At 50.5% G+C, this 22,607-nt stretch carries 20 protein-coding genes; 11 read left to right on the forward strand and 9 right to left on the reverse strand.

Going from position 1 to position 22,607, the window contains the following annotated elements; translation table 11 throughout:
* On the forward strand, positions 1 to 465 hold the full coding sequence (locus AC3WQT_RS07970) for a cytochrome c-type biogenesis protein (protein WP_492703346.1): 465 nt from the start codon (positions 1 to 3) through the stop codon (positions 463 to 465).
* A gap of 21 nt (positions 466 to 486) precedes the next feature.
* On the forward strand, positions 487 to 1,200 hold the full coding sequence (locus AC3WQT_RS07975; protein ID WP_492703347.1) for a tetratricopeptide repeat protein: 714 nt from the start codon (positions 487 to 489) through the stop codon (positions 1,198 to 1,200).
* Between the two features lie 39 nt (positions 1,201 to 1,239).
* On the opposite strand, the gene AC3WQT_RS07980 is transcribed toward AC3WQT_RS07975, so the two are convergent.
* The 8 genes from AC3WQT_RS07980 to AC3WQT_RS08015 form a co-directional block, all read right to left on the reverse strand.
* Entirely contained in the window at positions 1,240 to 2,664 is a 1,425-nt protein-coding gene (locus AC3WQT_RS07980; protein ID WP_492703349.1) for a sulfatase family protein, read from the reverse strand.
* A 199-nt stretch (positions 2,665 to 2,863) separates the two neighbouring features.
* Positions 2,864 to 4,315: an MBL fold metallo-hydrolase gene (locus tag AC3WQT_RS07985; RefSeq protein WP_492703350.1), complete on the reverse strand. Its 1,452-nt coding sequence runs from the start codon at positions 4,313 to 4,315 to the stop codon at positions 2,864 to 2,866.
* Positions 4,316 to 4,345: 30 nt separating this feature from the next.
* Positions 4,346 to 5,362, reverse strand: coding sequence for a sulfate ABC transporter substrate-binding protein (locus tag AC3WQT_RS07990; protein ID WP_492703352.1), 1,017 nt, complete (start codon positions 5,360 to 5,362; stop codon positions 4,346 to 4,348).
* A 70-nt stretch (positions 5,363 to 5,432) separates the two neighbouring features.
* Positions 5,433 to 5,846: an ExbD/TolR family protein gene (locus AC3WQT_RS07995; RefSeq protein ID WP_492703353.1), complete on the reverse strand. Its 414-nt coding sequence runs from the start codon at positions 5,844 to 5,846 to the stop codon at positions 5,433 to 5,435.
* Positions 5,846 to 6,577: a MotA/TolQ/ExbB proton channel family protein gene (locus AC3WQT_RS08000; protein ID WP_492703355.1), complete on the reverse strand. Its 732-nt coding sequence runs from the start codon at positions 6,575 to 6,577 to the stop codon at positions 5,846 to 5,848. The genes AC3WQT_RS07995 and AC3WQT_RS08000 overlap by 1 nt, the downstream gene beginning before the upstream one ends.
* A gap of 12 nt (positions 6,578 to 6,589) precedes the next feature.
* Positions 6,590 to 7,390, reverse strand: a complete 801-nt coding sequence (locus AC3WQT_RS08005; RefSeq protein WP_492703356.1) for an energy transducer TonB — start codon at positions 7,388 to 7,390, stop codon at positions 6,590 to 6,592.
* A 316-nt stretch (positions 7,391 to 7,706) separates the two neighbouring features.
* Positions 7,707 to 8,480 carry a cytochrome b/b6 domain-containing protein gene (locus tag AC3WQT_RS08010; RefSeq protein ID WP_492703358.1) on the reverse strand — a complete coding sequence of 258 codons (774 nt, stop codon included), beginning with the start codon at positions 8,478 to 8,480 and terminating at the stop codon, positions 7,707 to 7,709.
* Positions 8,481 to 8,511: 31 nt separating this feature from the next.
* Entirely contained in the window at positions 8,512 to 9,036 is a 525-nt protein-coding gene (locus AC3WQT_RS08015; protein WP_492703359.1) for a rhodanese-like domain-containing protein, read from the reverse strand.
* 430 nt (positions 9,037 to 9,466) lie between these two features.
* Here AC3WQT_RS08015 and AC3WQT_RS08020 point away from each other — a divergent pair, with 430 nt between their 5' ends.
* From AC3WQT_RS08020 to AC3WQT_RS08060, 9 genes are all read left to right on the forward strand, one after another.
* The gene (locus AC3WQT_RS08020) at positions 9,467 to 12,304 is read left to right on the forward strand and encodes a TonB-dependent receptor domain-containing protein (RefSeq protein ID WP_492703361.1); all 2,838 of its coding nucleotides are present in this window, start codon (positions 9,467 to 9,469) and stop codon (positions 12,302 to 12,304) included.
* Between the two features lie 351 nt (positions 12,305 to 12,655).
* Positions 12,656 to 15,112, forward strand: coding sequence for a DUF1549 and DUF1553 domain-containing protein (locus AC3WQT_RS08025; RefSeq protein WP_492703362.1), 2,457 nt, complete (start codon positions 12,656 to 12,658; stop codon positions 15,110 to 15,112).
* A 71-nt stretch (positions 15,113 to 15,183) separates the two neighbouring features.
* A complete protein-coding gene (locus AC3WQT_RS08030) occupies positions 15,184 to 16,620 on the forward strand; it encodes a DUF1501 domain-containing protein (RefSeq protein WP_492703364.1) in 1,437 nt (478 codons plus the stop codon).
* A 76-nt stretch (positions 16,621 to 16,696) separates the two neighbouring features.
* Complete coding sequence (locus AC3WQT_RS08035) at positions 16,697 to 17,080, forward strand: hypothetical protein (protein ID WP_492703365.1); 384 nt, start codon at positions 16,697 to 16,699, stop codon at positions 17,078 to 17,080.
* Between the two features lie 28 nt (positions 17,081 to 17,108).
* Positions 17,109 to 17,708 carry a peroxiredoxin gene (locus AC3WQT_RS08040; protein WP_492703366.1) on the forward strand — a complete coding sequence of 200 codons (600 nt, stop codon included), beginning with the start codon at positions 17,109 to 17,111 and terminating at the stop codon, positions 17,706 to 17,708.
* Positions 17,705 to 18,106 (forward strand): hypothetical protein, encoded by a 402-nt coding sequence (locus AC3WQT_RS08045; protein WP_492703367.1) that lies wholly within the window; start codon positions 17,705 to 17,707, stop codon positions 18,104 to 18,106. The genes AC3WQT_RS08040 and AC3WQT_RS08045 overlap by 4 nt, the downstream gene beginning before the upstream one ends.
* Positions 18,107 to 18,128: 22 nt before the next feature.
* Positions 18,129 to 19,019, forward strand: coding sequence for a dienelactone hydrolase family protein (locus tag AC3WQT_RS08050; RefSeq protein WP_492703368.1), 891 nt, complete (start codon positions 18,129 to 18,131; stop codon positions 19,017 to 19,019).
* 47 nt (positions 19,020 to 19,066) lie between these two features.
* Positions 19,067 to 19,546 carry a c-type cytochrome gene (locus tag AC3WQT_RS08055; protein ID WP_492703369.1) on the forward strand — a complete coding sequence of 160 codons (480 nt, stop codon included), beginning with the start codon at positions 19,067 to 19,069 and terminating at the stop codon, positions 19,544 to 19,546.
* Positions 19,547 to 19,893: 347 nt separating this feature from the next.
* Complete coding sequence (locus AC3WQT_RS08060) at positions 19,894 to 21,078, forward strand: sigma-54 interaction domain-containing protein (RefSeq protein ID WP_492703370.1); 1,185 nt, start codon at positions 19,894 to 19,896, stop codon at positions 21,076 to 21,078.
* A 72-nt stretch (positions 21,079 to 21,150) separates the two neighbouring features.
* On the opposite strand, the gene AC3WQT_RS08065 is transcribed toward AC3WQT_RS08060, so the two are convergent.
* On the reverse strand, positions 21,151 to 22,599 hold the full coding sequence (locus tag AC3WQT_RS08065; RefSeq protein WP_492703371.1) for an efflux transporter outer membrane subunit: 1,449 nt from the start codon (positions 22,597 to 22,599) through the stop codon (positions 21,151 to 21,153).
* Between the last annotated feature and the right edge of the window lie 8 nt (positions 22,600 to 22,607).

The raw sequence follows: 22,607 nt of genomic DNA on the forward strand, positions 1-22,607 counted from the left end.
ATGAATCCGCACTTTAAAAAACTCATGCGGTGGGTACTCAGTATCACCCTCGTGCTCATGGCAACTGTCAGTCAGGCAGAAACACTCAGCATCGATCAACGCGTACAGAAACTCTCTGAGGAATTGCGCTGCCTGGTTTGCCAGAACCAGACTCTGGCAGATTCACATGCCGAACTGGCGATGAACCTGAAACAGCAAATCCGCGAAAAATTCCAGCAGGGACAAAATGAACGAGAAATAACCGACTTCCTGGTGGCACGCTATGGTGACTTTGTGCACTACCGCCCGCCATTCAATTATCAGACTGCATTGCTCTGGGTAGGCCCCTACTTGTTATTGCTGGCTGCGCTGGTATTCCTATTTACCAGGGTAAAAATCATGTCTGGTAACGACGATGATCTTGAATCAGTGGAATCAGCGAAATTGACAATAAGCAGGCGACATTTTTCTGATCCCTTGCCTTGATTTTAATTATTGAATTTGGTCATGATTTCTTTCTACATGCTATGTCTGCTGTTGCTGGTACTGGCCAGTGCTCTTCCCTTGCGCGTATTGCTGGTACACCGTGCTCACAGTGACAATGCCAAGGAAAACCAGTTCAAGACTTGGCTGTTACGTCAGGCTGGCGCGTTTCTCATTGCCGTACTATGCTCGGCAGCTATCCTGTACGCCTATCTGGGTAACATCCAGGCAATCACCCAACCCCAATTTGACAAGGAAATAAATGCTCAACAAGGGAAGCAGGGAATAGGACAGAAACAGATATTGGCTATGGTCGATGGCCTCGCTGCACGTTTGCAAAAGCAGCCTGATGACGTAGAAGGCTGGCGACGTCTTGCACGCTCCTACGAAACCTTGCGACGCTTTGATCTTGCCGTGAACGCCTACCAGCAGTTGATACGCTTGCGGCCAGATGATGCTGACGTGCTGACTGATTATGCAGTGACCCTGGCGGTGAGCAGGCAACAGAATTTATCTGGCGAACCTGAGCAATTGCTGCAAAAGGCATTGATCATTAAACCTGGCCATATACAGGCGCTGGCTCTACTTGGCAGTGCTGCCTATGAAAAACAGGATTACCAGGCAGCTGTCCTGGCATGGAAAAGAATAGTCGGGCAATTACCGGCAGATGATGGGATGGCAGTGTCCATTAATGCCAGTATCAGCAAGGCAGAAAAATTGGCGTCGCAAAAGAAATAAGACCCCTGATACTCATTGAGCATCAGGGGGAGATGCAAATTACTCGTCCTGCAATGCACGATAGCGGTCAGCCTGAGCTTTGCCATCGACGGCATGCGTTCTCACGTCTTTTGTGATAGGCAGCATTTGCGCATTCCAGTTTTCCCAATCCTGTTTTAATTTTGCAAATACCTGAGGATTCTTTTGGGCCAGGTTAGCCCGCTCACGCGGATCACGCGCCACGTCAAACAGGAATTCATTATCCGCAATCTTCAGATACTTCCAGTCGCCAGAACGCACAGCTTTTTGTTTGTTGGCCTTGTAGCGCCAGTACAAGGTACGGGGCTGCACTGCCTGTGTACCGAGGATGACTGGCAAAAGATTCTGGCCATCGCTAGGGTAGGCCGGGTCGGGCGCGCCACCGGCAGCAGCCAGCAAGCTGGGTAACCAGTCCATGCTGATGGCAACCTGGCTGCTGACCTGGCCAGGCTTGATCTTCGCAGGCCAGCGTACGATTGCCGGTACGCGTATGCCGCCTTCCAGCAATTCTGTCTTTTGCCCACTAAGCGGCCATGTTCTGGAAAAGCGTTCGCCACCGTTGTCACTGGTAAAGATGACGATGGTATTGTCTGCCAGCCCCTGTTCCTCAAGACTCTTTAATACCCGGCCTATGGCAGTATCCAGCGACACCACCATTTTCCCGTAAGTTTCCAGACTGCCGCTATCGAGATGGAACAGAGATTTGATTTCGCGTGATACCGCTTCATCATCCGGTGTTTCCCACGGCCAGTGTGGAGCTGTGAAATGCAGGGACAGGAAGAAAGGCTGGGCTGCGCTTTGCTGCTTGACATAAGCCACAGCCCGGTCAGCGATCAGGTCAGTGTAATAACCCACTTTGTTGACAGGCACTTCATCTTCAAACAAGCCGTCTTTGGCATCCGGCCCTACACCGGTTTTGTGGGTGAAATAATCAATGGCACCACCATAATTACCAAAGAACACATCATAGCCACTCTTCAGGGGGCTGAATTTTGGCAAGAAACCTAAATGCCACTTGCCAAACAAGGCTGTTGCATAAGACTGTTTTTTCAAAAGGGATGGCAGGGTAGGGTGTTCAGGCGGCAATCCTATGGTATCTGATGCACCCGCGATAGGCTCTTCCAGTCCACCACGTAAACGATACTGATAGCGTCCGGTAATTAAGCCAAAGCGAGTGGCCGAACACACCGCCGAATTGGCATAAGCCTGGGTAAAACGTAAGCCTTGCCTGGCCAGTTGATCCAGTTGTGGTGTCTGGAAGTCGGTCTGCCCGTAGACGCTGAGATCTGCATAACCCAGGTCATCGGCAAGGATGAAAATGATGTTTGGTTTTTTTGTAGTTGCCGCATTGTCAGCAGCATTGCTGGTTTCACTGATCAGGGAACTTAGCGACAGTGCTGACAGGCTGCCCAGCATTTGCCGGCGTTTTTTATTGAAGTGGCTCATGTGTATCTCAATTGAAAGAATGCTGACATTGTAATTTTGATGATGCAGCTATTTGCGATGGAGGACAAGAATATCTTTGCATAAGCACATGCAGTTTACTATCTATGCATAAAACGTAAAAAGCCGGGAATGCATTTCAACATTCCCGGCTTTGCATACAGACTAATCAGATTAATTGATGCGGATTAGTTGATACCATTCAGTTAACCCCTATATAGCTCTGCAAATCAGCCAGCTTGACGGCTTTCTGACCGTGCAAACCAGCAATCTGGTCAACATCCAGTTTCAATTTTTTAAGATTGTCATACAAATTGACTGAGTAAGGATTCGCAGGTACCAGTGCCGGGGCATTGGCTGCCGGTGGGTTATACGCATCAGCCTCAACCAGGATTTTCTCGGCTGGCAGATACACCAGGGCGAAAGCATCATTGTGGGTATTGCCTGCAATAGGATAAATTTCTATCGCACGTTTGCCATCAGTCAAGACATGCCTGGCCTTGAAGGTATCGAAACGTGCCTTGGTTTTTGACGCAGCCAGACGGTCAGGATTCAGGCTGTGTTGATTGGCCCAGATTTTTTGGTAATAGCTACGATTTTTCTGATGGGTGACGATGATCGTCCCTTCATCGACATAGGTGCGCAAACCACCGGAATGATCAAAGTGGGCATGGGTATTGATCAGGTATTTGATGGGCTTGCCGGGGATGATTTCCTTGGCTTTGGCAATCACTGCCAGCGATCTCTCTTCGCTTAAGGGCGCTTCGACAATGACGATATGATCAGCCTGTTCTATCGCTACGCTGTGATGTGTCCCACCGGTCAGGTGATGCACACCATCTGCCAGCTTGGTCGACGTCACGGCGATGACAGGTGCCGTTGCATTCACGACTTCTGCCGGTGCGCTGATATCTACTGGAGTATTGACTTGCAGTTCAGCGACTTGCAGATCCAGCACAGGGTGACCACCCAGACTACGGACTATATGTGCAGGATATTGTTGCCCGCCAAAGTCCTTGTACTGGCTGAATTTGGTCAGTAATTCAGTATCACCCAGCACAGGATTATCTATCCAGGTTTTTACCTGTTCCAACTGGTTATTTTTGTTGATGAAACCGACATAACGGTATTTTCCATCAGCGTTGAAGCTGATTTCTACGCCCCCCTTGCTTGCTTTGGACGTGGCATTGTTTGCCAGTGCCGCGCGGATGAAACCATGCGGAGTAGACCAGATTTCGGCGCGGCGTTCTTCCAGCGCTGCCCTTTGCGGATTGTAATTGCTGCTGCCATTGGTTGCCGTAGTTGCATTCCAGGCCAAAGCGCCACTGACATATTGGTCAGGTTTTTGTTCAGTGGCAGTGGGACGCGCACGCTTGGGGTCAACAGTTTGCAAGCGCGTGATTTGTACCCGCGCCGCGGCCTTGTCATAGTTGATGGATGTCTTGTAGCTGCTGACATCAAATTCTGGCCAGGCCAGACTTGGTGCCGGTGCCTGGCCAAACTGGAACCACTTGCCAGTACCGATGAGGCTGACAGATTGCGTATTGGCTGCATTCAATGCGTCCGCCGCTGCCTGCAAGCTGGCGGCTTGAGACTGCCCTGCCAGCAAGGCAAGTGGCAACAGATAATGCGCCTTGATTTTTATTGTATTCATAATGCTTCCCTATTGTTTTGTCTGCTATTTTTAGTTTTGACTGATTTTCGCTGGTTGATAGATTTGATCAAATACACCGCCATCGGCAAAATGGGTTTTCTGGGTCTTGGTCCAGCCGCCAAAGGTGTCATCTATGCCAAACAGTTTGACTTTGGCAAAGGTGTTCGCATATTTCTTCAGCGCTTTTTCAGTCGTTGGACGATAGTAATTCTTGCCTATGATGTCCTGTGCTTCATCTGTGTACAGATAGTTCAGGTAGGCTTCAGCGACCTTGCGTGTGCCATGCTTGTCAACCACCTTGTCAACAATGGCTACTGGTGGTTCTGCCAGCACGCTTATGGATGGGGTGATGATCTCGAATTTATCCGCGCCAAATTCCTTCAATGCCAGATGCGCTTCGTTTTCCCAGGATAGCAAGACATCACCTATACCTCGCTCGGCAAAAGTGACTGTTGATCCGCGCGCGCCAGAATCGAGTACTGGTACATTCTTGTAGACCCTCTGCACATAGTCTTTGGCCAGTGCTTCAGAACCACCCGGTTGTTTCAAGGCATAACCCCATGCTGCCAGATAAGCCCAGCGTGCGCCACCTGAGGTCTTAGGATTTGCCGTGATAACGGACACACCAGGTTTGGCAACATCAGCCCAGTCCTTGATGCCTTTGGGATTGCCCTTGCGCACCAGGAAGACGATGGTAGAGGTGTAAGGCGATGCATTATGTGGCAAACGCTTTTGCCAGGCTTTGTCGAGCAAGCCAGCTTCTGCAATCGCATCAGTGTCATAGGCCAGGGCCAGTGTGACCACGTCTGCATCCAGGCCATCGATCACCGTCCTGGCCTGTTTGCCAGAGCCGCCATGCGATTGCTTGAAATTCAGGTTATCGCCACTCTTGGCCTTCCACTGCTTGGCAAAAGCCTGGTTGATATCCTGATACAGTTCACGGGTAGGGTCGTAAGAGACGTTGAGTATGTTGATATCTGCCGCAATGGCTGCTTGTGTCAGCGTGCCCAGTATCAGGGCAGAGATCGCCAGTTTTTTTAACAACATGGATAGTCCTTTCAAGAATAGCTAGAGAGATGAATGAGATAGATGAGTTAGAGAAATGTGTTAGGGAGTTTTAGCCACCAGTAGGGGCAGTAAGTACGGAGAGTTTGCTGACACCTGATTTTTGTATGGTCGCCATGACCTTGGCGACCGAGCGATATGGGACGCCTTCATCAGCCTGCAGGCTGAGTGCCAGGTCAGGACTGGCGCTGACTTGGGATTTCAATTCAGCTTCCAATGCCTCTTGCGCGATTTCGCGCTTGTCGATAAACACCTTGTTGGCTGCATCTATGCTGACTGTGACCGACTTGGTTGTATCAGGTGTAGACGTTGCAGCCGTTTTTGGCAGGTTGATACGTACTGCGTTATTGAGCAAAGGGGCAGTGATGATAAAGGTCACCAGCAAGACCAGCATGACATCCACCAGCGGCGTGATATTGATTTCGCTGACCACATCACCGCGGTCATTTCCAGTTGAGAAGGCCATTATGCGAGCGCTCCTGTGACAGGGATATCGTTGGTAGGAGCAGCTTTGCCAGCATCAACAGATTTATTGACCGGTTTGCTGACGCGGAAGGCATTCTTTTGTGCCAGGTTGACGAAGTCAGTCGCATAGTTATCCAGCTCGGCAGCCGTGACTTTCAGACGGCGGATATAAAAGTTATAGGCCAATACGGCAGGTACGGCAACGGCGATACCTACGCCAGTTGCGACCAGTGCTTCACCGATAGGGCCAGCCACCACGTCTATGCTGGCCGAGGCGTTTTTACCTATCGCACTGAGGGCATGGATGATGCCGAATACCGTACCAAACAGGCCGACGAAGGGTGCAGTGCTGCCTATCGATGCCAGCACCGCCAAACCGCTTTCCAGCGACTGGTATTCTTTCTGGATTTGCTGGCGCAAATGACGCTCCAGTAATTCTTGTCTGTCCCAACTATGTTCGAGGTCGTGGCCTTCGCCATTTTTTTCATTGACGTACAGAGCACCGAACCCAACTTTTGCCAGGCGGGACTTGGGGCTGGCATCACTGGCAATGGCAGTTGCTGCATCCAGGCTGGTCGCGCTCCAGAATTTTTTTGCAAACAATTTGTCCTGTTTGGACAGACGCCAGTGTTGCACCGCCTTGGCGAAGATCAATATCCAGGTGACGACAGAAAACAGCAACAAGGCATACAAGGAGGCTTGGACGATAAGGTTCAGGTAGTAATCATTCATGATGCGATCTCTTTACAGTTTAAAAATAAGGGGAACGTGTACCCAGCCATCGATAGCCGTCTGTCCGCGCTTGGCAGGCTGGAAAACCCAGGATGTGACTGCCTTGATGGCTGCTTCATCGAGTATTGGATGGCTGCTGGATTTGGCGATCTGGATATTGTCGGGATGGCCGCTGGCGAGTACATGCACTTTCAAGGTGACCTGACCTTCCAACCCGCGACGCTGAGCAACTGGTGGATAGTTGGGCGCAGGGTTTTGCAAATAACCTGCATAGCCTTTGGGTTCTGTGATTGGCTCAGGCGGTGCCGGCGCTGCCACTGGCGCAGGCGGTGCTGTTGGTGCAGCCACAGCAACAGCCACGGTATTTGCGCCGGGTGCGGTGTCCGTTGGTGCGGTGTTAACTACAGGCACATTATCTGGCGGTGGCGTCCTTGCCGGCGCAGCCACAGGTTTGATCTGCGGTTGCAGCCTGGGCTTGATTTCAGGTGGAGGAGGTGGCGGTGGCAACTCTTTCACTGGTGGTGGTGCAATTTCTATGCTGAGTGGCACGACCTTGGCTTTCTCAACAGGGCTGACATTTATTGGCTGGTGCAAGCCATACACCAGTGCGACATGCACACCAGCGACAGCTACAATCAGCGTATTCAGGCTCCAGTTGAGCTTGCCGGTTTTATCTTGCGCAGGTAAAACCGCCACTACTTTTACCGGTGGTAATTCTTGCGCTACTTTTGGCTTGGGTATTATGCGATTTGATCTTCTCACTGCGGACTTACGCAAGAAAAAGTCACTGCTTTCAAACGTCATGCTGGTCATGTTTTTTCCCTTTCTATGTACGAAAATCTGCTTGTGATATTCAGGTTTTGACTATGAAATGCGCAGACAAATTTTCCACTGGACTTGCATCTTCTATTGCAGGAAGTGTGCCAATGGATTTGCACAGAAATTGCTGGTATTGGTATGGGTTATGTACGGAATTCAGCTGCCTGGTCGCGAGACGCTGCTGCAATCTCAACAACCTGATGAAGTTGATACATGCTGAAATAATTCGACTATTCAAATGTATTTCTCAAATAAAAAAGCTACCGTCCAGGCAGCTTTTTCAGAAACAGCGATTGGATAAACTGATTACTTACCAGGCTGGTTTTTCGTGCACCACTTCCGGCGCTTTGACTTGAGTGAAATATGTGCCGCTGGCAAAGTAGATAGTGATTGCAAGCAAAGCCAGTGACAATATCAGCGCCAGCCAGTTTGGTTTGCTTGCTGCTGACCGGGCATCTTCGTCAACTTCTTTCCAGCCAGTGACCATGGGCGTGAGCAGGTTCTGTTTTTTAAATCTCAAGTACCAGAAGATGGCGAGTATGTGCAATGCAATCAATGCCAGCAAGGCATAAATACTTAGTTTATGAAATGAAGTCAGTGCAGCTGCAGTCTTTTCTGTGACAAGGCTAAACAAAGGGCCGGTAAAATCGATGTCGTTATTGCTGAACAAACCGCTGCCAGCTTGCGCAGCTACAGCCAGCAATAATGCAAAGACTGAAATGGCACCTAAAGGATTGTGACCTGGCGTTGACCATCGACCTTGAAAAAATAGACGGATCTTTCCCGGTGATGGAAAAAAATTGCTGAAGCGGGCATAAGTTGTGCCGACAAATCCCCAGGCAAGCCGAAAGCCGAGCAAGCCCAGGATAGCGAGGCCTGCCTTGGCATGCAAATTCATCCAGTTACCACCTATAAAACCAGTGACGCTTGCAATAGTGATGGCTAACACCAGCAACCAGTGAAACAGGCGTAGAGGCAGGTCCCATAACAGAATATGCTTTTTGTTACTGTCTGGTGTATTGCTCACCGTGCCTGCCGTGTCCGCCGTATCACTAGCCGTCGTAGAAGTAATGGATGAAGTCATACTGTATTCATTTCTATTCTTGCCGTATCAATTACCAGTCTTTCTTGACTGCAGCTGCAGCCGTGGTTACTGCAGGCGCGGCTGCAGGTGTCCCTGTTGCGGTACGCGGCGGTGGCACTGCTATCTTGGTGATCGTGCCACCTTGTGATTCATAGTCTTCAGAACCGGTCGCACCAGCAACGGTGAAGCCCTTGGCTGCTAGCAGGTCTCCTGCTGCACCGGCGCGTACTGCATGATTCGATACTGTTAATATCACGCGGTCTTTTGGTATATAAGCCAGACTTTTTTCCAGTTCCTTGTTCTGGATGTTCAGGTACACAGGGAAACCGCCTTTGGCCGTCAATTCATCCGGGCGACGTACGTCAATGACGACCAGTTTTTCTGGCTTGGCCAGCAAGGCATCAACTTCGCTGCGTTCCAGGCGTTTGGTTTTGTATTTCCATGCCTGTTCGGCAGCACTGGTAGTACCAGCAGCAGGTGTGCTTGCTTGTTGAGCCATGGCACTGGCAGCGGCGACACTGAGGACGAGGGCGATAAAGTTTTTACGTTTGATCATTTTTGGCTTTCAAGAGTTGGAATGGAAGACGATCAGTCTGCGCTGTTAGTGCAACTACCATGCCAAGTTGATTAGTTGGCTGTTTACCCCTGACAAGAAAATTGGAAACGATGCGACAAGTTGCGTAGTCAACACGGGCTGATGGCTACGCAACAGCTGCAAGGTTTGACGCTGTTCATGGTCCAGCAGTACGTGGAATATGCATATGTAGCGGCATGCCTGATATGCAGCAAAGTGCGGCAAAAATCTTGCTGCACGCGCAGCAACGCAGGAACAATATCTTTGTATGTGACTGGTATTCAACAGGCGTGGAATGGATCGCGATTTGGATCAGGATTTTTGCATGTCTTCCCGATAAGCGGATCGCGTGGCACGCTCTTTGCGATAGCACAAGGAAACATTTCCTTCAAATGCTACAGGAGCAACACGCATGAGTCTCAATTACCAATCAACAAAATCAGCACGAACGCCGTCCTTCTTTTCTCTCCGTCGCGGGCAAGTACCATTCCGCCGCTCACCCATCGCCAGCGTATTGGCTGGTGCTGCCTTGCTGGCGTCTGGCAGCCTGCATGCAGCAGATGGTCCCAGCGTCGCCGAATTACAGGCAGAGATCGCCCGCCTCAAGGAAATTATCGCCAAGCAGGCAATCAGTAATGCACCAGCCACGCCAACGGCTACTGCACAGGCTAATCCATCCGCCGGTACAGCAACTGCGCAAGCAGCGAAGAGCGCTCCGGAAGAAGTCGATACTCTGGGTGCAGTAACAGTACGCAGCCGTAACCGTATAGAACGTCTGCAGGATGTACCTCTGTCTGTTTCAGTGGTTACTGGCAAGGAACTGGATCGCTTGCAAGCTACCGACATAGGCGCGATTGCCCAGCGTGTGTCGAATGTATCCTGGAACCAGGGTAACCAACGCACCAGCAGTCTGTCGATACGTGGCATAGGCAAGCAAGGGCAGACCGAGGCGCAAGATCCCAGCGTGGGCCTGATCGTTGATGGTGTCAATTATGCTTATAACGCGCTCTCATCCAGTTATGACTTTACCGATGTCGATGCGGTGGAAGTTACGCGCGGCCCTCAAGGTACCTTGCTGGGCAAGAATACCAGTGTGGGTGTCATCAATGTAACGACACGTCGACCTTCATTTACACCTGATGCCAGCTACTCCCTGACTTTTGGACAGAACGATACCGTGCAAGGTCGCTTCTCTGCTGGCGGCCCTATCGTCGATGATGTGCTGGCATGGCGCGGTACCCTGAGTGTCAGTAAAGGTGCTGGCGATATCACTAATCTGTACAACAAGAATATTACCTACACCAATAAAGACAGGGTTTCTGGCCGCGTGCAGTTCTTGTTGACGCCAACCAAAGATTTTAGCGCACGCATTGCCTTTGATGCCCAGCCACGCGCAGGCGAAACCACCAATGGCCGCACCATCAATACCGCAACACCAACTACCTATGCCAATGGCAGTGTGAATACTCTGAGCACAGATGCCAGTGTACGTCTGGCACGCCGCTGGTTCACACAGCAGAGCAGCTATACTTATCTGAGGGACTATCTGAATGGAGGCGGGCAAAATGCAGTCAACAATGATTACCAGCGTCCCCTGATTACCGGCAGCAATGGTGCATCTGCCGAGTTGAACTGGAACCTGGGTACGCATACGCTGACTTCGATTACTGCCTACAAAGATTACCATTTCAATGCTGTCAATGACGAAGGAACACCATTTGACATCTACCGCAATGCAGGTGGTTTCTGGAATGATTATCGCCAGGCCAGCCAGGAAATTCGTCTGACTTCTCAACCTGGTGGCAAGGTCGATTACCAGACTGGCTTGTTCTTCCTTAATGTGACCAATAGCGCGGATTATCGCCGTCAATGGGCGAATGATGCGGGTGCCTGGTTTGCCAGTGCCAGTCAGTACACCACCCTGGACAAGGATACTGCTGGCCGCTATCTGCTGCAAAACTCGCTGGATGGCTTGAACATGTCCTTTAACAGTCCGGCTGGTCTGCAAAAAATCAAAAACAAAAGTGCTGCTGCTTTTGCCCAGGCCGACTGGCATGTCAGCGATGACTTCACTTTGACCACAGGTTTGCGTTATACCTATGAGAACCGCAAAAATACTGCCTCCACGCTGCTGAAAGACTATGGCAATGCTCCCGAGCTGAACCCTGTTGCCATCAATGGTGTGCAACTGGGTGGCTTTTCATCGAATAGTGCAGGCTTGCTGAATGCCGGTAACACCGACAGCCAACTGGCCCTGGCTGATCTGGCGGCCAGCAAATACTTCGGGACAACAATCACAGGCGCAGCTGGTACTGCCTACAATAGCTTGACGACAGCACAAAAAGCCCAGGTGGCAGCCGCCAAGGCCTTGCGCCAGTCACAAATCGGGGTAGTATTCAATCCAGTGCAGGCAGAAGCTTTCAAGGGTGGTTTGCCAGCTTTCGTGATCAGTCCATCTTATAAAATCAACGACAACATCACTGGCTATGCTTCCTGGCAGTATGGTGAAAAAGCGGGTATATCCCAGGTTACCAATGGGGTATCCAATCTGGTCAAGGCAGAAAAGACCAGTGCCTTTGAATTCGGTTTGAAATCCGCCTTGCTGGACAATAAGCTGATTTTGAATGCAGCATTGTTCGTCATGGATATCAAGGATTACCAGCAAGCCGTGCGCGTGCTGGATGTGTACACCACCAATCTGAACAATGATGGCACCAACTACTACACCTCGGCCACCGGCAATGTACCAAAAGTCAGGGCGCAGGGTCTTGAAATTGACGGCGTCTACAGTGGCTTGCCCAATACCCTGGTACGTTTCTCGGGTGCTTATAACGATGCACGCTATAAGAGTTTCACTAACTCTGCCCAGCCTGCTGAAAATGGCTATACCGGCGCTGCGCCATATCGTGATGTTTCGGGTCAGGCCTTGCCGGGAGCTGCAAAATTCAGCTTTAATGTGGGCGTAGATTATCGCTTGCCAATTTTGGGTAACAGGGAATTCCATGCCAGTACGAATACCCTGTATAGCAGTAAATATAATAGCGATAATTCCTTGTCGGATTATGGCTGGATATCTGCAAAAAGCGTTACTGACATAGCGATAGGCATAGGCAGTCGCAATCAATCCTATGACCTCAGTCTGGTCGTCAAGAATGCTTTCAATGACAGTACACCTATACTGAAAACCTGGAATAGCTATACTCCTGCAGTACCGCGCTGGATAGGCGTGACATTGAGTGGCAAGCTGTAGTTTTATTCAAGCAGAACAAACTGAAGCAAAAAACCCAGGCAGATGCCTGGTTTTTTTTGTTTTGACGTTACAAAACGATACGTACTGTTGGGCCTGAAACAGGTCGCAATAGCTGCTTGTTTTTAATTCAGCAGGGTGTTTTACAAATGTTTGAAAAATAAGCAGCGAGGAAATCCTGCTGATTACGGAAGGTATATTGAAAAATCCATATTTATCAAAGACTTATATTAAATTTGGCGTGAGTTTTAATGGTGGCGCGATAGTTGCTATTGATAGTGAAAATCGTTGTTTACTAATTATTTCCAGGGAGTATTTTCATGATTAAAACCCAGCATCAGCAAGGAGCACTTGATGTATAAGTCACTCAATAAGCCACTTGCACTCGCCGTCATATTAGCTTTGTCAGGCACAGCAATCAGTTTGAGTGCTGCAGAAGACAGCAAAGTTATCGCCAAAACCCAGGCTGCTGTCGCCCAGGGCTGGGCTTACCAGCCTTTGAAAAATCCTGAACTGCCAGCAGTCAAACAAAAAGGCTGGGTACATACTCCAGTCGATAATTTCATCCTGGCACAGCTTGAAGCGAAGAGCATCAAGCCCTCGCCAGATACTGACAGGGCCAGCTTCATCCGCCGAGCTACGCTGGATACCTGGGGCGTGATACCGACACCGGAAGAGGTACAGGCTTTCGTCACAGACAAGTCTCCCAAGGCTTATGAAAAGCTGGTGGACAGGCTGCTGGCATCAACCCGCTATGGCGAGCGTTGGGGCCGTCGCTGGCTGGACCTGACCCGCTATGCTGATAGCGACGGTTTCAATGCCGATGGCACACGCCCGAATGTCTGGCGTTACCGTGATTACGTCATCAAGGCATTTAACGAAGACAAACCATATAACCGCTTCGTACAGGAACAGCTGGCCGGTGATGAGCTTTTCCCCGGCAATCAGGAAGCCCTGATTGCCACAGGCTTCCTGCGTAACTACCCGGACGAAGTCAATGCCCGTGACCTCAATCTCAAGCAAGTCGAAATTGCGACTGACCTGACAGACACAGTTGGCTCGGTCTTCCTCGCCACCACAGTAGGTTGCGCTGCCTGCCACAATCACAAGTTCGACAAAATTTCGCAAAAAGAGTATTACCAGTTGCAATCCTTTTTTGTGAATGCCAGTGCCAGCGATGACATCCTTGCTGCAACTGGCAAGCAAAAAGAAGAATATGAACTCAAGCAGGCGAAATGGGAAGCGGCCACCAAGGATATCCGTGACAAGCAGGAAGTCTTGATACGCCCCATCATCGATAAGGCAGAAGCTGACCGCCTTCTCGGCTTTGTACCCGCCACGCGTGAATCCATCACCAAGCCAGAAAATGAACGCTCTGCCTATGACCGCTGGATTTATCACCGCAATCTCTGGACCATGCAGGGCCGTACCCGCAATGCTGTTAATCAGTTGAAAACCAAGGATAAAGAAGGCTACGAAAAATACCAGAAACTGGAAGCTGAGTTGAAGAAATTTGACAACATCAAGCCCAAGCATCCTGGTTATATCTCTGCCATGACTGAGCTCGGTCATGCGGAGGCGCCACCGACTTACATATTGGCGAATGGCATCTATGACAGACATCTGGAAGAAGTACAGCCAGCCTTCCTGTCACTGTTGACCAATGAAAAACCAAATATCGTGCCGACTGCCACCTCATCTGGCCGCCGCACTGCCCTGGCTAACTGGTTGACCAGCACCACTAATCCGCTGCCTGCCCGTGTTTTTGTGAACCGCGTCTGGGCACAGTATTTTGGCCGCGGCATTGTTGAATCAGTCAGTGATTTTGGCAAGATGGGTACCAAGCCCAGCCATCCTGAATTGCTGGATTATCTGGCCAGCAATTTCATCAAGGAAGGCTGGAGCGTCAAGAAATTGAATCGTCAGATTTTATTGTCCAAGGTTTACCGTCAATCCTCTGCAGAACGTGAAGACACCAAAGTAACAGATCCGACCAACAAGTTGCTGGCATCTTTCCCAAGGCAACGTCTGGATGCAGAACAGATACGTGATTCATTGCTGTTGGCTTCTGGTTTGCTGGAAGAAAAACTCGGTGGACCCTCTGTCTTGCCACCAGTGCCGAGCAACTTCAATGCTGGCAATGCCTGGGTCACATCGACCGACCCGCATGATTACCACCGCCGCAGCGTGTATGTCTTCACCCGCAGGAATATTCCTTACCCGTTGCTGGAAACTTTTGATATGGCGAACCCGCAACTGGTACACAGCAAGCGCGATGTGACGACGACAGCGCCGCAGGCACTGGCATTGATCAATAGTGATCTGGTGTTCCAGTGGTCACAGGCATTGGCAGGCAGGGTCTTGCGTGAGGCAGGCAATAGTGAGTCGGCGCAAATCGACCGTTTGTACCAGATTCTGTATGCCCGTTTGCCAGATAAAACCGAGAAAGCGACACTGTTAGGTTTCCTCGATAACCAGGAAAAAATCACCAGGAAGCAGATTGCTGACGGCAAAAAAGTGGGTGTGCCTGAAGGTTTTGGTGAGTCAGCCGAACTCAGAAGCAATATCGACAAGCTATATAAAACTGCTTATGGACGTTCTGCAGACCGTTTCGAAAAAATCGCCTTCCTGGAATTCTTAGAAAAACAAAAGCAGGCCAAAGCTAAATCTGGCCAAGGCGATGATGATGCTGACGCCAGCAGTGCTGCAGCCAGGGACGATAGCCAGAAGCTCAACAAGGCCAGGGCTGCTGCCTTCCTCAGTCTGGTGCATGCTGCGGCGAATTCAAATGAATTCAGTTACCGGTTCTGATGCCAGGTCATCAGCTTAAGCATACAAAATAAACATACGAAAATTACGAATAGAGTGAAAAGGGAAATATCATGACCAATAAATCACGCCGCGACTTTTTGTCACATGCTGGACTTGGCTTGGGTGGCCTGGCTGCCGGGGGGCTTCTCGGAGGTGGCTTGCTGTCTGGTGCGCAGGCCGCGACATTTGATGATCCGCTAGCCTTGAAAGTCGCGCACCATGCGGCGAAAGCCAAGTCTGTCATCTGGCTGCACATGGCCGGTGCGCCAAGTACGCTGGATTTGTTTGACTACAAACCTGACCTCATCAAACTGGCAGGCCAGCCCATGCCAGATTCATTTTCCAAAAATCTTAAGACCGCGACTGACGGTGGTGTCGGTGCCCTGTATGCGACAAAACGCACGTGGAAACAGCATGGCGAAAGTGGTGCCTGGTTTTCTGACCTGGTACCGAATATCGCCAAGCAGGCGGATGATATCTGTTTCATCAAAGGCAGCAAGACTGAAGGTAGCACCCACGTGATTTCTTCCTTGAAATTGCATACCAGCGCCCTGACGCCTGGCCGCCCAGCATTGGGTGCCTGGATCACTTATGGCCTTGGCAGCGCCAATCCTGACCTGCCCAGCTTCGTCGTTTTGCCAACCGGTTATGACAATAGCGGCGGTGGCCGTGGCCAGACGATCTGGAGTTCCGGTTTCTTGCCAGCGACTTATCAGGGTACGGCTTTCCGTCAGGGTGATTCACCCATCCTGCATCTGGACAGGCCAGCCGTGGTGTCATCTGCCGAGCAAAAAAATACCCTGGACCTGATACGCAAGCTGAATGCACAGCATGCCTCACGCTATCCATCTGACAGTGAACTGGAGGCGCGTAACCGCTCCTATGATCTGGCCTACCGCATGGAATCATCTGCACCTGAAGCAGTCGATCTGAACAAGGAGAGTAAAGAGACCAAAGCGGCTTATGGTCTCGATGATGACGCAACCAAGGACTATGGCACCAATCTCTTGCGTGCGCGTCGCCTGGTGGAACGTGGTGTGCGTTTTATCCATGTCATTTCAGGGTCCAATGACAAAACCTATGGCAGCTGGGATGCCCATAACAATATTGAGAAAAACCACGCCGTCATGGCCAAGTCCGTTGACAAGCCGATTGGTGCCTTGCTGGCTGACCTGAAAGCCCGTGGTTTGCTCGATAGCACCCTGGTGGTATGGACATCTGAATTTGGCCGCACACCTTATGGCCAGACTGGCGATGGCCGCGATCATAACCCCTGGGGTTACACCACCTGGATAGCAGGTGGCGGTTCCAAAGGTGGCTATACCCACGGTTCTACCGACGCGATAGGCTTGCGGGCTGAAACTGGCCTGGTCGATACCTATGATCTGCAGGCAACGGTATTACACCTGCTGGGATTGAACTACCGTAACCTGACTTATACCCACCAGGGGCGTTCAGAACGCGCCACGACCGTGTTTGGTGAGGTCGTCAAGGAACTCATAGCCTGATCGCTGATGTGGGTGGTTCTTGACCTTGTGGAACCGCCTAGTCTGCGAAATGGCCAGGAAACAACAGGATGTAGAAATGAAAAAGAAATTGATGAAAGCAACATTCCTGCTATTCAGTTTACTGGCAGGCGTGGCAGTAGCGGTAACTGAAGTGGATATGGACTTGATGCAGAGAATAGAAGAATCCACAAAAAGTGTGGATTCGAATATCTCTCTGAAAGATGGCAAGGCGGCTTTGGCTGATGCCCGTGAAATAGAAGAAATGTTCAGCCAGGTTGAATTATTCTACAAGCACAAAGGGGACGCTGCTGATGCGATTGAGTATGCAAGGAAGAGCAAGAATTTCGCCAGGGAATTGATACGGCAAGTCAGTGAAAAAGACTTTGACAATGCTTCCGCCACCGTCAGTGCACTGGCGAAATCATGCAAGACCTGCCACCAGGTTTATAAGAAAAGTTGAGTAAGAAGCTGCTGCAGACAGAGGGTATATGAAAAGAAATGTAATCAGATTCAGTTTATTGTTGGCGCTGGCAGCGATGACTTCCATTGCCGTGGCTGCCTTGAAAGAAGGTGATACTGCACCTGACATCAAGGCACAGGCCTCGCTGGCAGGAAAGAGTTTTACTTATTCACTGAAAGACGCCCTGAAGAAGGGGCCGGTGGTGGTGTACTTTTACCCTTCGGCGTTTACTGGCGGCTGCAATATACAGGCGCATAGCTTTGCTGTCAGTCATGAAAAATTTCAGGAAGCCGGTGCCACCGTAGTCGGTGTTTCCCTGGACAGCATCAGCCGCCTGAATGATTTTTCTGCCGACCCCGATTATTGTGCAGGTAAATTTCCTGTCGCATCTGATGAGGATGGCAAGATTGCCAAAAGCTATGATCTTACCGTAGCCGAGACGCCAGCAGGGCGCAAGGACACACGTGGCAATGAGATTGACCATGGGCGCGCGGAACGCAGCACTTTCATCGTCACGGCCAATGGCAAGGTCTATGCAGCGATAGGTGGACTGACACCAGAACAGAATGTGGCCAAGGCGCTGGAAACAGTGCAGAAACTTGCTGGTAGCAAAGCTGCCAGGTCATGAAGTCAGGCACTGCAGTGAGGAAATATGCATTGCTGTTGGCTTTGATGGTACTGGCAGTGGGTACATCATCTGCTGCCAGCATGCTCGATTTTGATATCTGGATGCGCAAGATAGACAAAAAAATAGTGGACGTGCAAAAACGCATATCGCAAAAAGACGACGAGGCAGCCATACAAAGCGCAGAAGAAATCGAGGATCTGTATTTGAAGATGGAAAACTACTTCATACAGATCAGGCATCCTGAAGAGGCCGTGCAGATGTCCAGAGATGGAAAGGAAGCTGCTGCCATCATCAGTGCGTCTGTACGCAATCAGGACTATGATAAAGGGTCGCTGGCCGCAGTCAGTATTGCCAAAGCCTGTAGCGCTTGCCATGACAATTACCGCCCCTTTAAATAAATCAAAGAACCAGGAGAATAAGATGACCCGTCAAACCTCAGATGATTTCAAACCAGAAGTATTGCAACTGTTCGACCAGTATGTCCATGGGCAAATCGACAGACGTGGTTTCTTGCAGTCGGCCAGTAAGTTCGCCGTAGGTGCGGTAACGGCAGAGGTATTGCTGCAGCAGTTAAGTCCCAATTTTGCCCAGGCGCAACAAGTACCCAAGACCGACGCACGCATACAGGCGCGCTATGTAGAATATCCATCACCACAGGGGTATGGCACTTTGCGTGGTTATCTGGTCACACCAGCAGAAGTGAAAGGCAAATTGCCTACTGTGCTGGTCGTGCATGAAAACCGTGGTTTGAACCCACATATAGAAGACATCGCCCGTCGCCTGGCACTGGATGGCTTTATCGCCTTTGCGCCAGATGCCCTGGCACCGCTGGGTGGTTATCCCGGTGATGAAGAAAAAGCCCGCGAGCTTTTCCCCAAACTGGAACAGACCAAGACCCGCGCTGACTTTTTGGAAGCAGCAGCGATCCTGAAAAAACTGCCAGAAGGGAATGGCAAGGTTGGCGTGGTCGGTTTTTGCTATGGTGGTGGCATTTCCAATTTCCTTGCTACCAAGGTCCCTGATCTTGCTGCAGCCGTACCTTTCTATGGTGGTCAGCCAACCGAAGAGGATGCCGCAAAAATCAAGGCACCTTTGCTCATCCATTATGCCGGGGTTGATGAACGCATCAATGCTGGCTGGCCAAAATATGAAGCTGCACTGATCAAGGCAGGCGTCAAATACCAGGCCTTTGTCTATGCCGGCGCCCAGCATGGTTTTAATAATGATACGACGCCGCGTTATGACCAGGCAGCAGCAAGCCTGGCATGGCAGCGCACGGTAGATTTTTTCAAAGCCAATTTGCGGGCCTGACAAAGCCTGAAGCAAGATTTTTTAACCACGATAGTCCGGGAACATCCATGAAGAAAATTGCATCAAGAATATTGCTCAGCTTAAGCGCAGCCACCGTTCTGGTTGTATCAACATCCGTGTTGGCGCAACAGGCACCCAAGCCGGAAACGCTGATCAAATGGCGGCAATCTGCTTATCAGGTCATAGGCTGGAATTCAGGCCGCATCAAATCCTCGCTGGAAGGACAATACAACAAGGAGGAGGTCATCAAGGCTGCCAATACTATTGCGGTTTTGTCGAATGCAGGATTGGGTGCCTTGTTCCCGGCAGGAACCGAGCAGGGCAAAGGCTGGCACGACACAGCAGTCAAACCTGAATTATTCAAGGATGGCAAACGCGTGGGTGAGCTGGCAGCGAACTTCAGCAAGGAGGCCAATGACCTGGCAAAGCTTGCGCTGGCAGGCGATCCGGCCGCTGTCAAGGAACAGTATGGAAAATTGACCCGCACCTGCAAAGCTTGTCACGATGACTTCAAAGTATCGAATTAGAGGCTCAGTCAGTGCTGGCTTAGTGCTGGCTTGGTGCAGAATTAAGTGCAGTGTCGTCATCACACAACAAATAAAGGACGGGCATTTTTTGCATTCTGTTATGTGAAGAAAAAGATGTCTTTCCAGATGTTTTCCTCTCACTGGTATTGAATTTAATTTTCTGACAGAAATATTCTAAAAAAAATGGATAAGAAAGTTTGGAAAAATTCGTTTTACTTGCGGAACTCGCACGTTAGTCTGGTGTCGTCGAATGCAGATGTAGCGGAGTAGGAAAATTCCAACTCCTCTTTACCATATTCATTTCTGCATTCATTTTTCTTTCAGCAGACTCAGCCAGAAAGCGCGTCGTGAACAAATTACTGACTTTTCCTGATAATCAAAACATGATCTTGTCCATCCGGGCCAAGGCCATGATGTTTAATGATCCCCGTTCTGCCGCTCTCTTGCTGCAAGTCGAACGCATTGCCCGCAGCGAAGCCACTGCATTGATCATAGGCGAAACCGGGACAGGCAAGGAATTGGTTGCACGCCACATCCATAATCATAGTGGCCGCAAAGGCCCCTTCATTGCCGTGAATTGCGGCGCATTCAGCGAAACCCTGATAGATGCTGAATTATTTGGTCATGAAAGCGGCGCGTTTACTGGTGCCACACAATCACGCTCAGGCTGGTTTGAGGCAGCCAATGGCGGCACTTTATTTCTTGACGAGATTGGTGACCTGTCACTGGCATTGCAAGTGAAACTGCTGCGCGTATTGCAGGAGCGCCAGGTCGTCAGGCTGGGTTCGCGCAAACCGATACCGCTGGATGTCAGGCTGGTGGCGGCCACCAATGTGGACTTGCACAAGGCCATAGAGGCCGAACATTTTCGCTCGGATTTATATTACCGTTTGAGTGTGGCAACCATCAACCTGCCGCCGCTGTTTGAGCGAACGGGTGACATCTTGCCGCTTGCCCATCATTTTATCGCTCTGTATGGTGAAAAAATGAAGCTGGATAATGTACGTCTGTCGCCCGAAGCAGAGACAGCTTTGTTGCAGTATGACTGGCCAGGCAATATACGCGAACTGGAAAACGTCATTCACTTTGCCCTGATTGTTTGCCGCGACCGGATGATCGTGGCAGAAGATTTGAAACTCGCTGGTGCCGCAAGAAGACGTGGTGCTGCGCTGACGGCAGTGGCAACGGTGGGTGCCGCTACTACCCATCAAGCAACAGCCGAAGTTCAAAGCCATGAGGCCAATGTGCCGCAATTGCCTGCCAAGGAAGTTACCCTCAAAGAGCGGCTGCAATCCCTGATCGTTGAGAGCATAGAAACCGGAGATGCCGGTATTTTTGAGTTTTTTGAGCAGACGCTGATACACACGGCATTTCACTTCTGTGCACAAAACCAGGTGCAGACTGCCAAGCTGCTCGGCATCTCCAGAAACATTTTGCGCACACATTTAAAGCATCATGGCCTCATCGGTTTTGATGTGGAACCGAGACATCATGCAGATGGCAATGCGCAGTTTGGATTGGCAGTGCAATAAAGAGTTGCGACCAAATCATGTGTAATCTCAGAACTCATTGCATCATTGATGCAACGAGTTCTAACGCCAGGCTTATTGTTTTTGCCATCGTCCACCGATATTTTTCAACAGTATATTAGTTGCAGCAAGCTGGCGGTTGCGTATCGACAGCAAATTGGATTCGCTCGACAAGGCAGCATTCTGCGATGTGACCACATTCAGGTAACTGACTGTACCTGCCTTGTATTGTTCCTGAGTGATCTCCAGGTTGCGCTGGGCGGCTTGCAAGGCTTCTGTCTGTAATTGCAGTTCCGCATCCAGCTGCTCCAGCACCACCAGATTGTCTTCCACTTCCTGTAATGATGTCAGTACTGTCTGGCGATAAGCAGAGGCGGCGATATCTGCTGCCGCACGTGCCTGGTCACTGGCAAGTTGACGTGCACCACCATCAAAAAAAGACAGCAATATCGAAGGACCCAAAGACCAGACCAGGTTTGGTGAGTCGATTAATTTACTCAGGGAAGAGCTGCGGTAACCCGCATTGGCCGACAAGCTGATGTCAGGGAAGAAGGCCGCATCCTTGACACCTATCTGCGCATAGGCGGCGGCCAGCTTACGTTCAGCCGCTGCGATATCTGGCCTGCGTTCCAGCAATGTGGACGGGATCAATACAGGAACAGCTGGTGCTGCTGGCAACGTTGCGGTGCTGCTGATATTGAGCGCAGCGGGTGTCACGCCCAATAGTACGGCAATCGCATGTTCCAGTTGTGCCCTTTGTGCCACGGCATCTTTCAATTGCACCTGGCCGGTCGTCACTTGTATTTTTGCTTGCAAGACATCGCTTTGACCGGCGACCCCGGACTGGTATCTGGCCTCGGTCAATTCCAGGCTGCGTTGATTGGAGGTAGTAGTTCTTTGCAATATGGCTTGCTGGGCCTCGGCCACGCGCATGGCAAAATAGGTTTGTGCGAGTGTCGCCTGGGCAGACAGGCGGGCAGCATCATAGTCGTCACGGCTAGCTTGCAGGCTGGCGTTTGCCACATCAGTTGCTTTGGACAGCCGGCCCCATAAATCAATTTCCCACGAAGTATCGACGGCCAGTGAATAACTATTACTGGTAGTGCGGCCATTCTGGCCTGAACCGGGGTTGCCGCTGCGCGTGCCACCCGCATTCAGTGACACTGTTGGCCACAATGCAGACTGGCTGGCTTTGAGCACGGCCTTGGCATTGGCGATCTGGGCGGCGGCTGATTTCAGGTTTTCATTCCCCAGTAATAGCTTTTGTTGCAGTTCATTGAGTACAGGATCATTGAACATTTCCCACCAGGAATCTGATACGGCAGCTTCAGTATTGGCACGTGTAGCCTGTGCTGATTTCCAGTAGCTGGCTTCCTTGAATTCTGCTGTCAGTGGGACAGTGGCCGGTGGCGGCGCGTTTGTCTGTGCGCAGGCCGATAACAGCAAGACCAATGTCAGCATAGCCAGGCGAGGAACAGATGAGCTTGGAAAAGATACTGGATGCAAGTTAATATTTTTTTTCATAATCGCTC

This window comes from Undibacterium sp. FW305-107, from assembly GCF_058788535.1.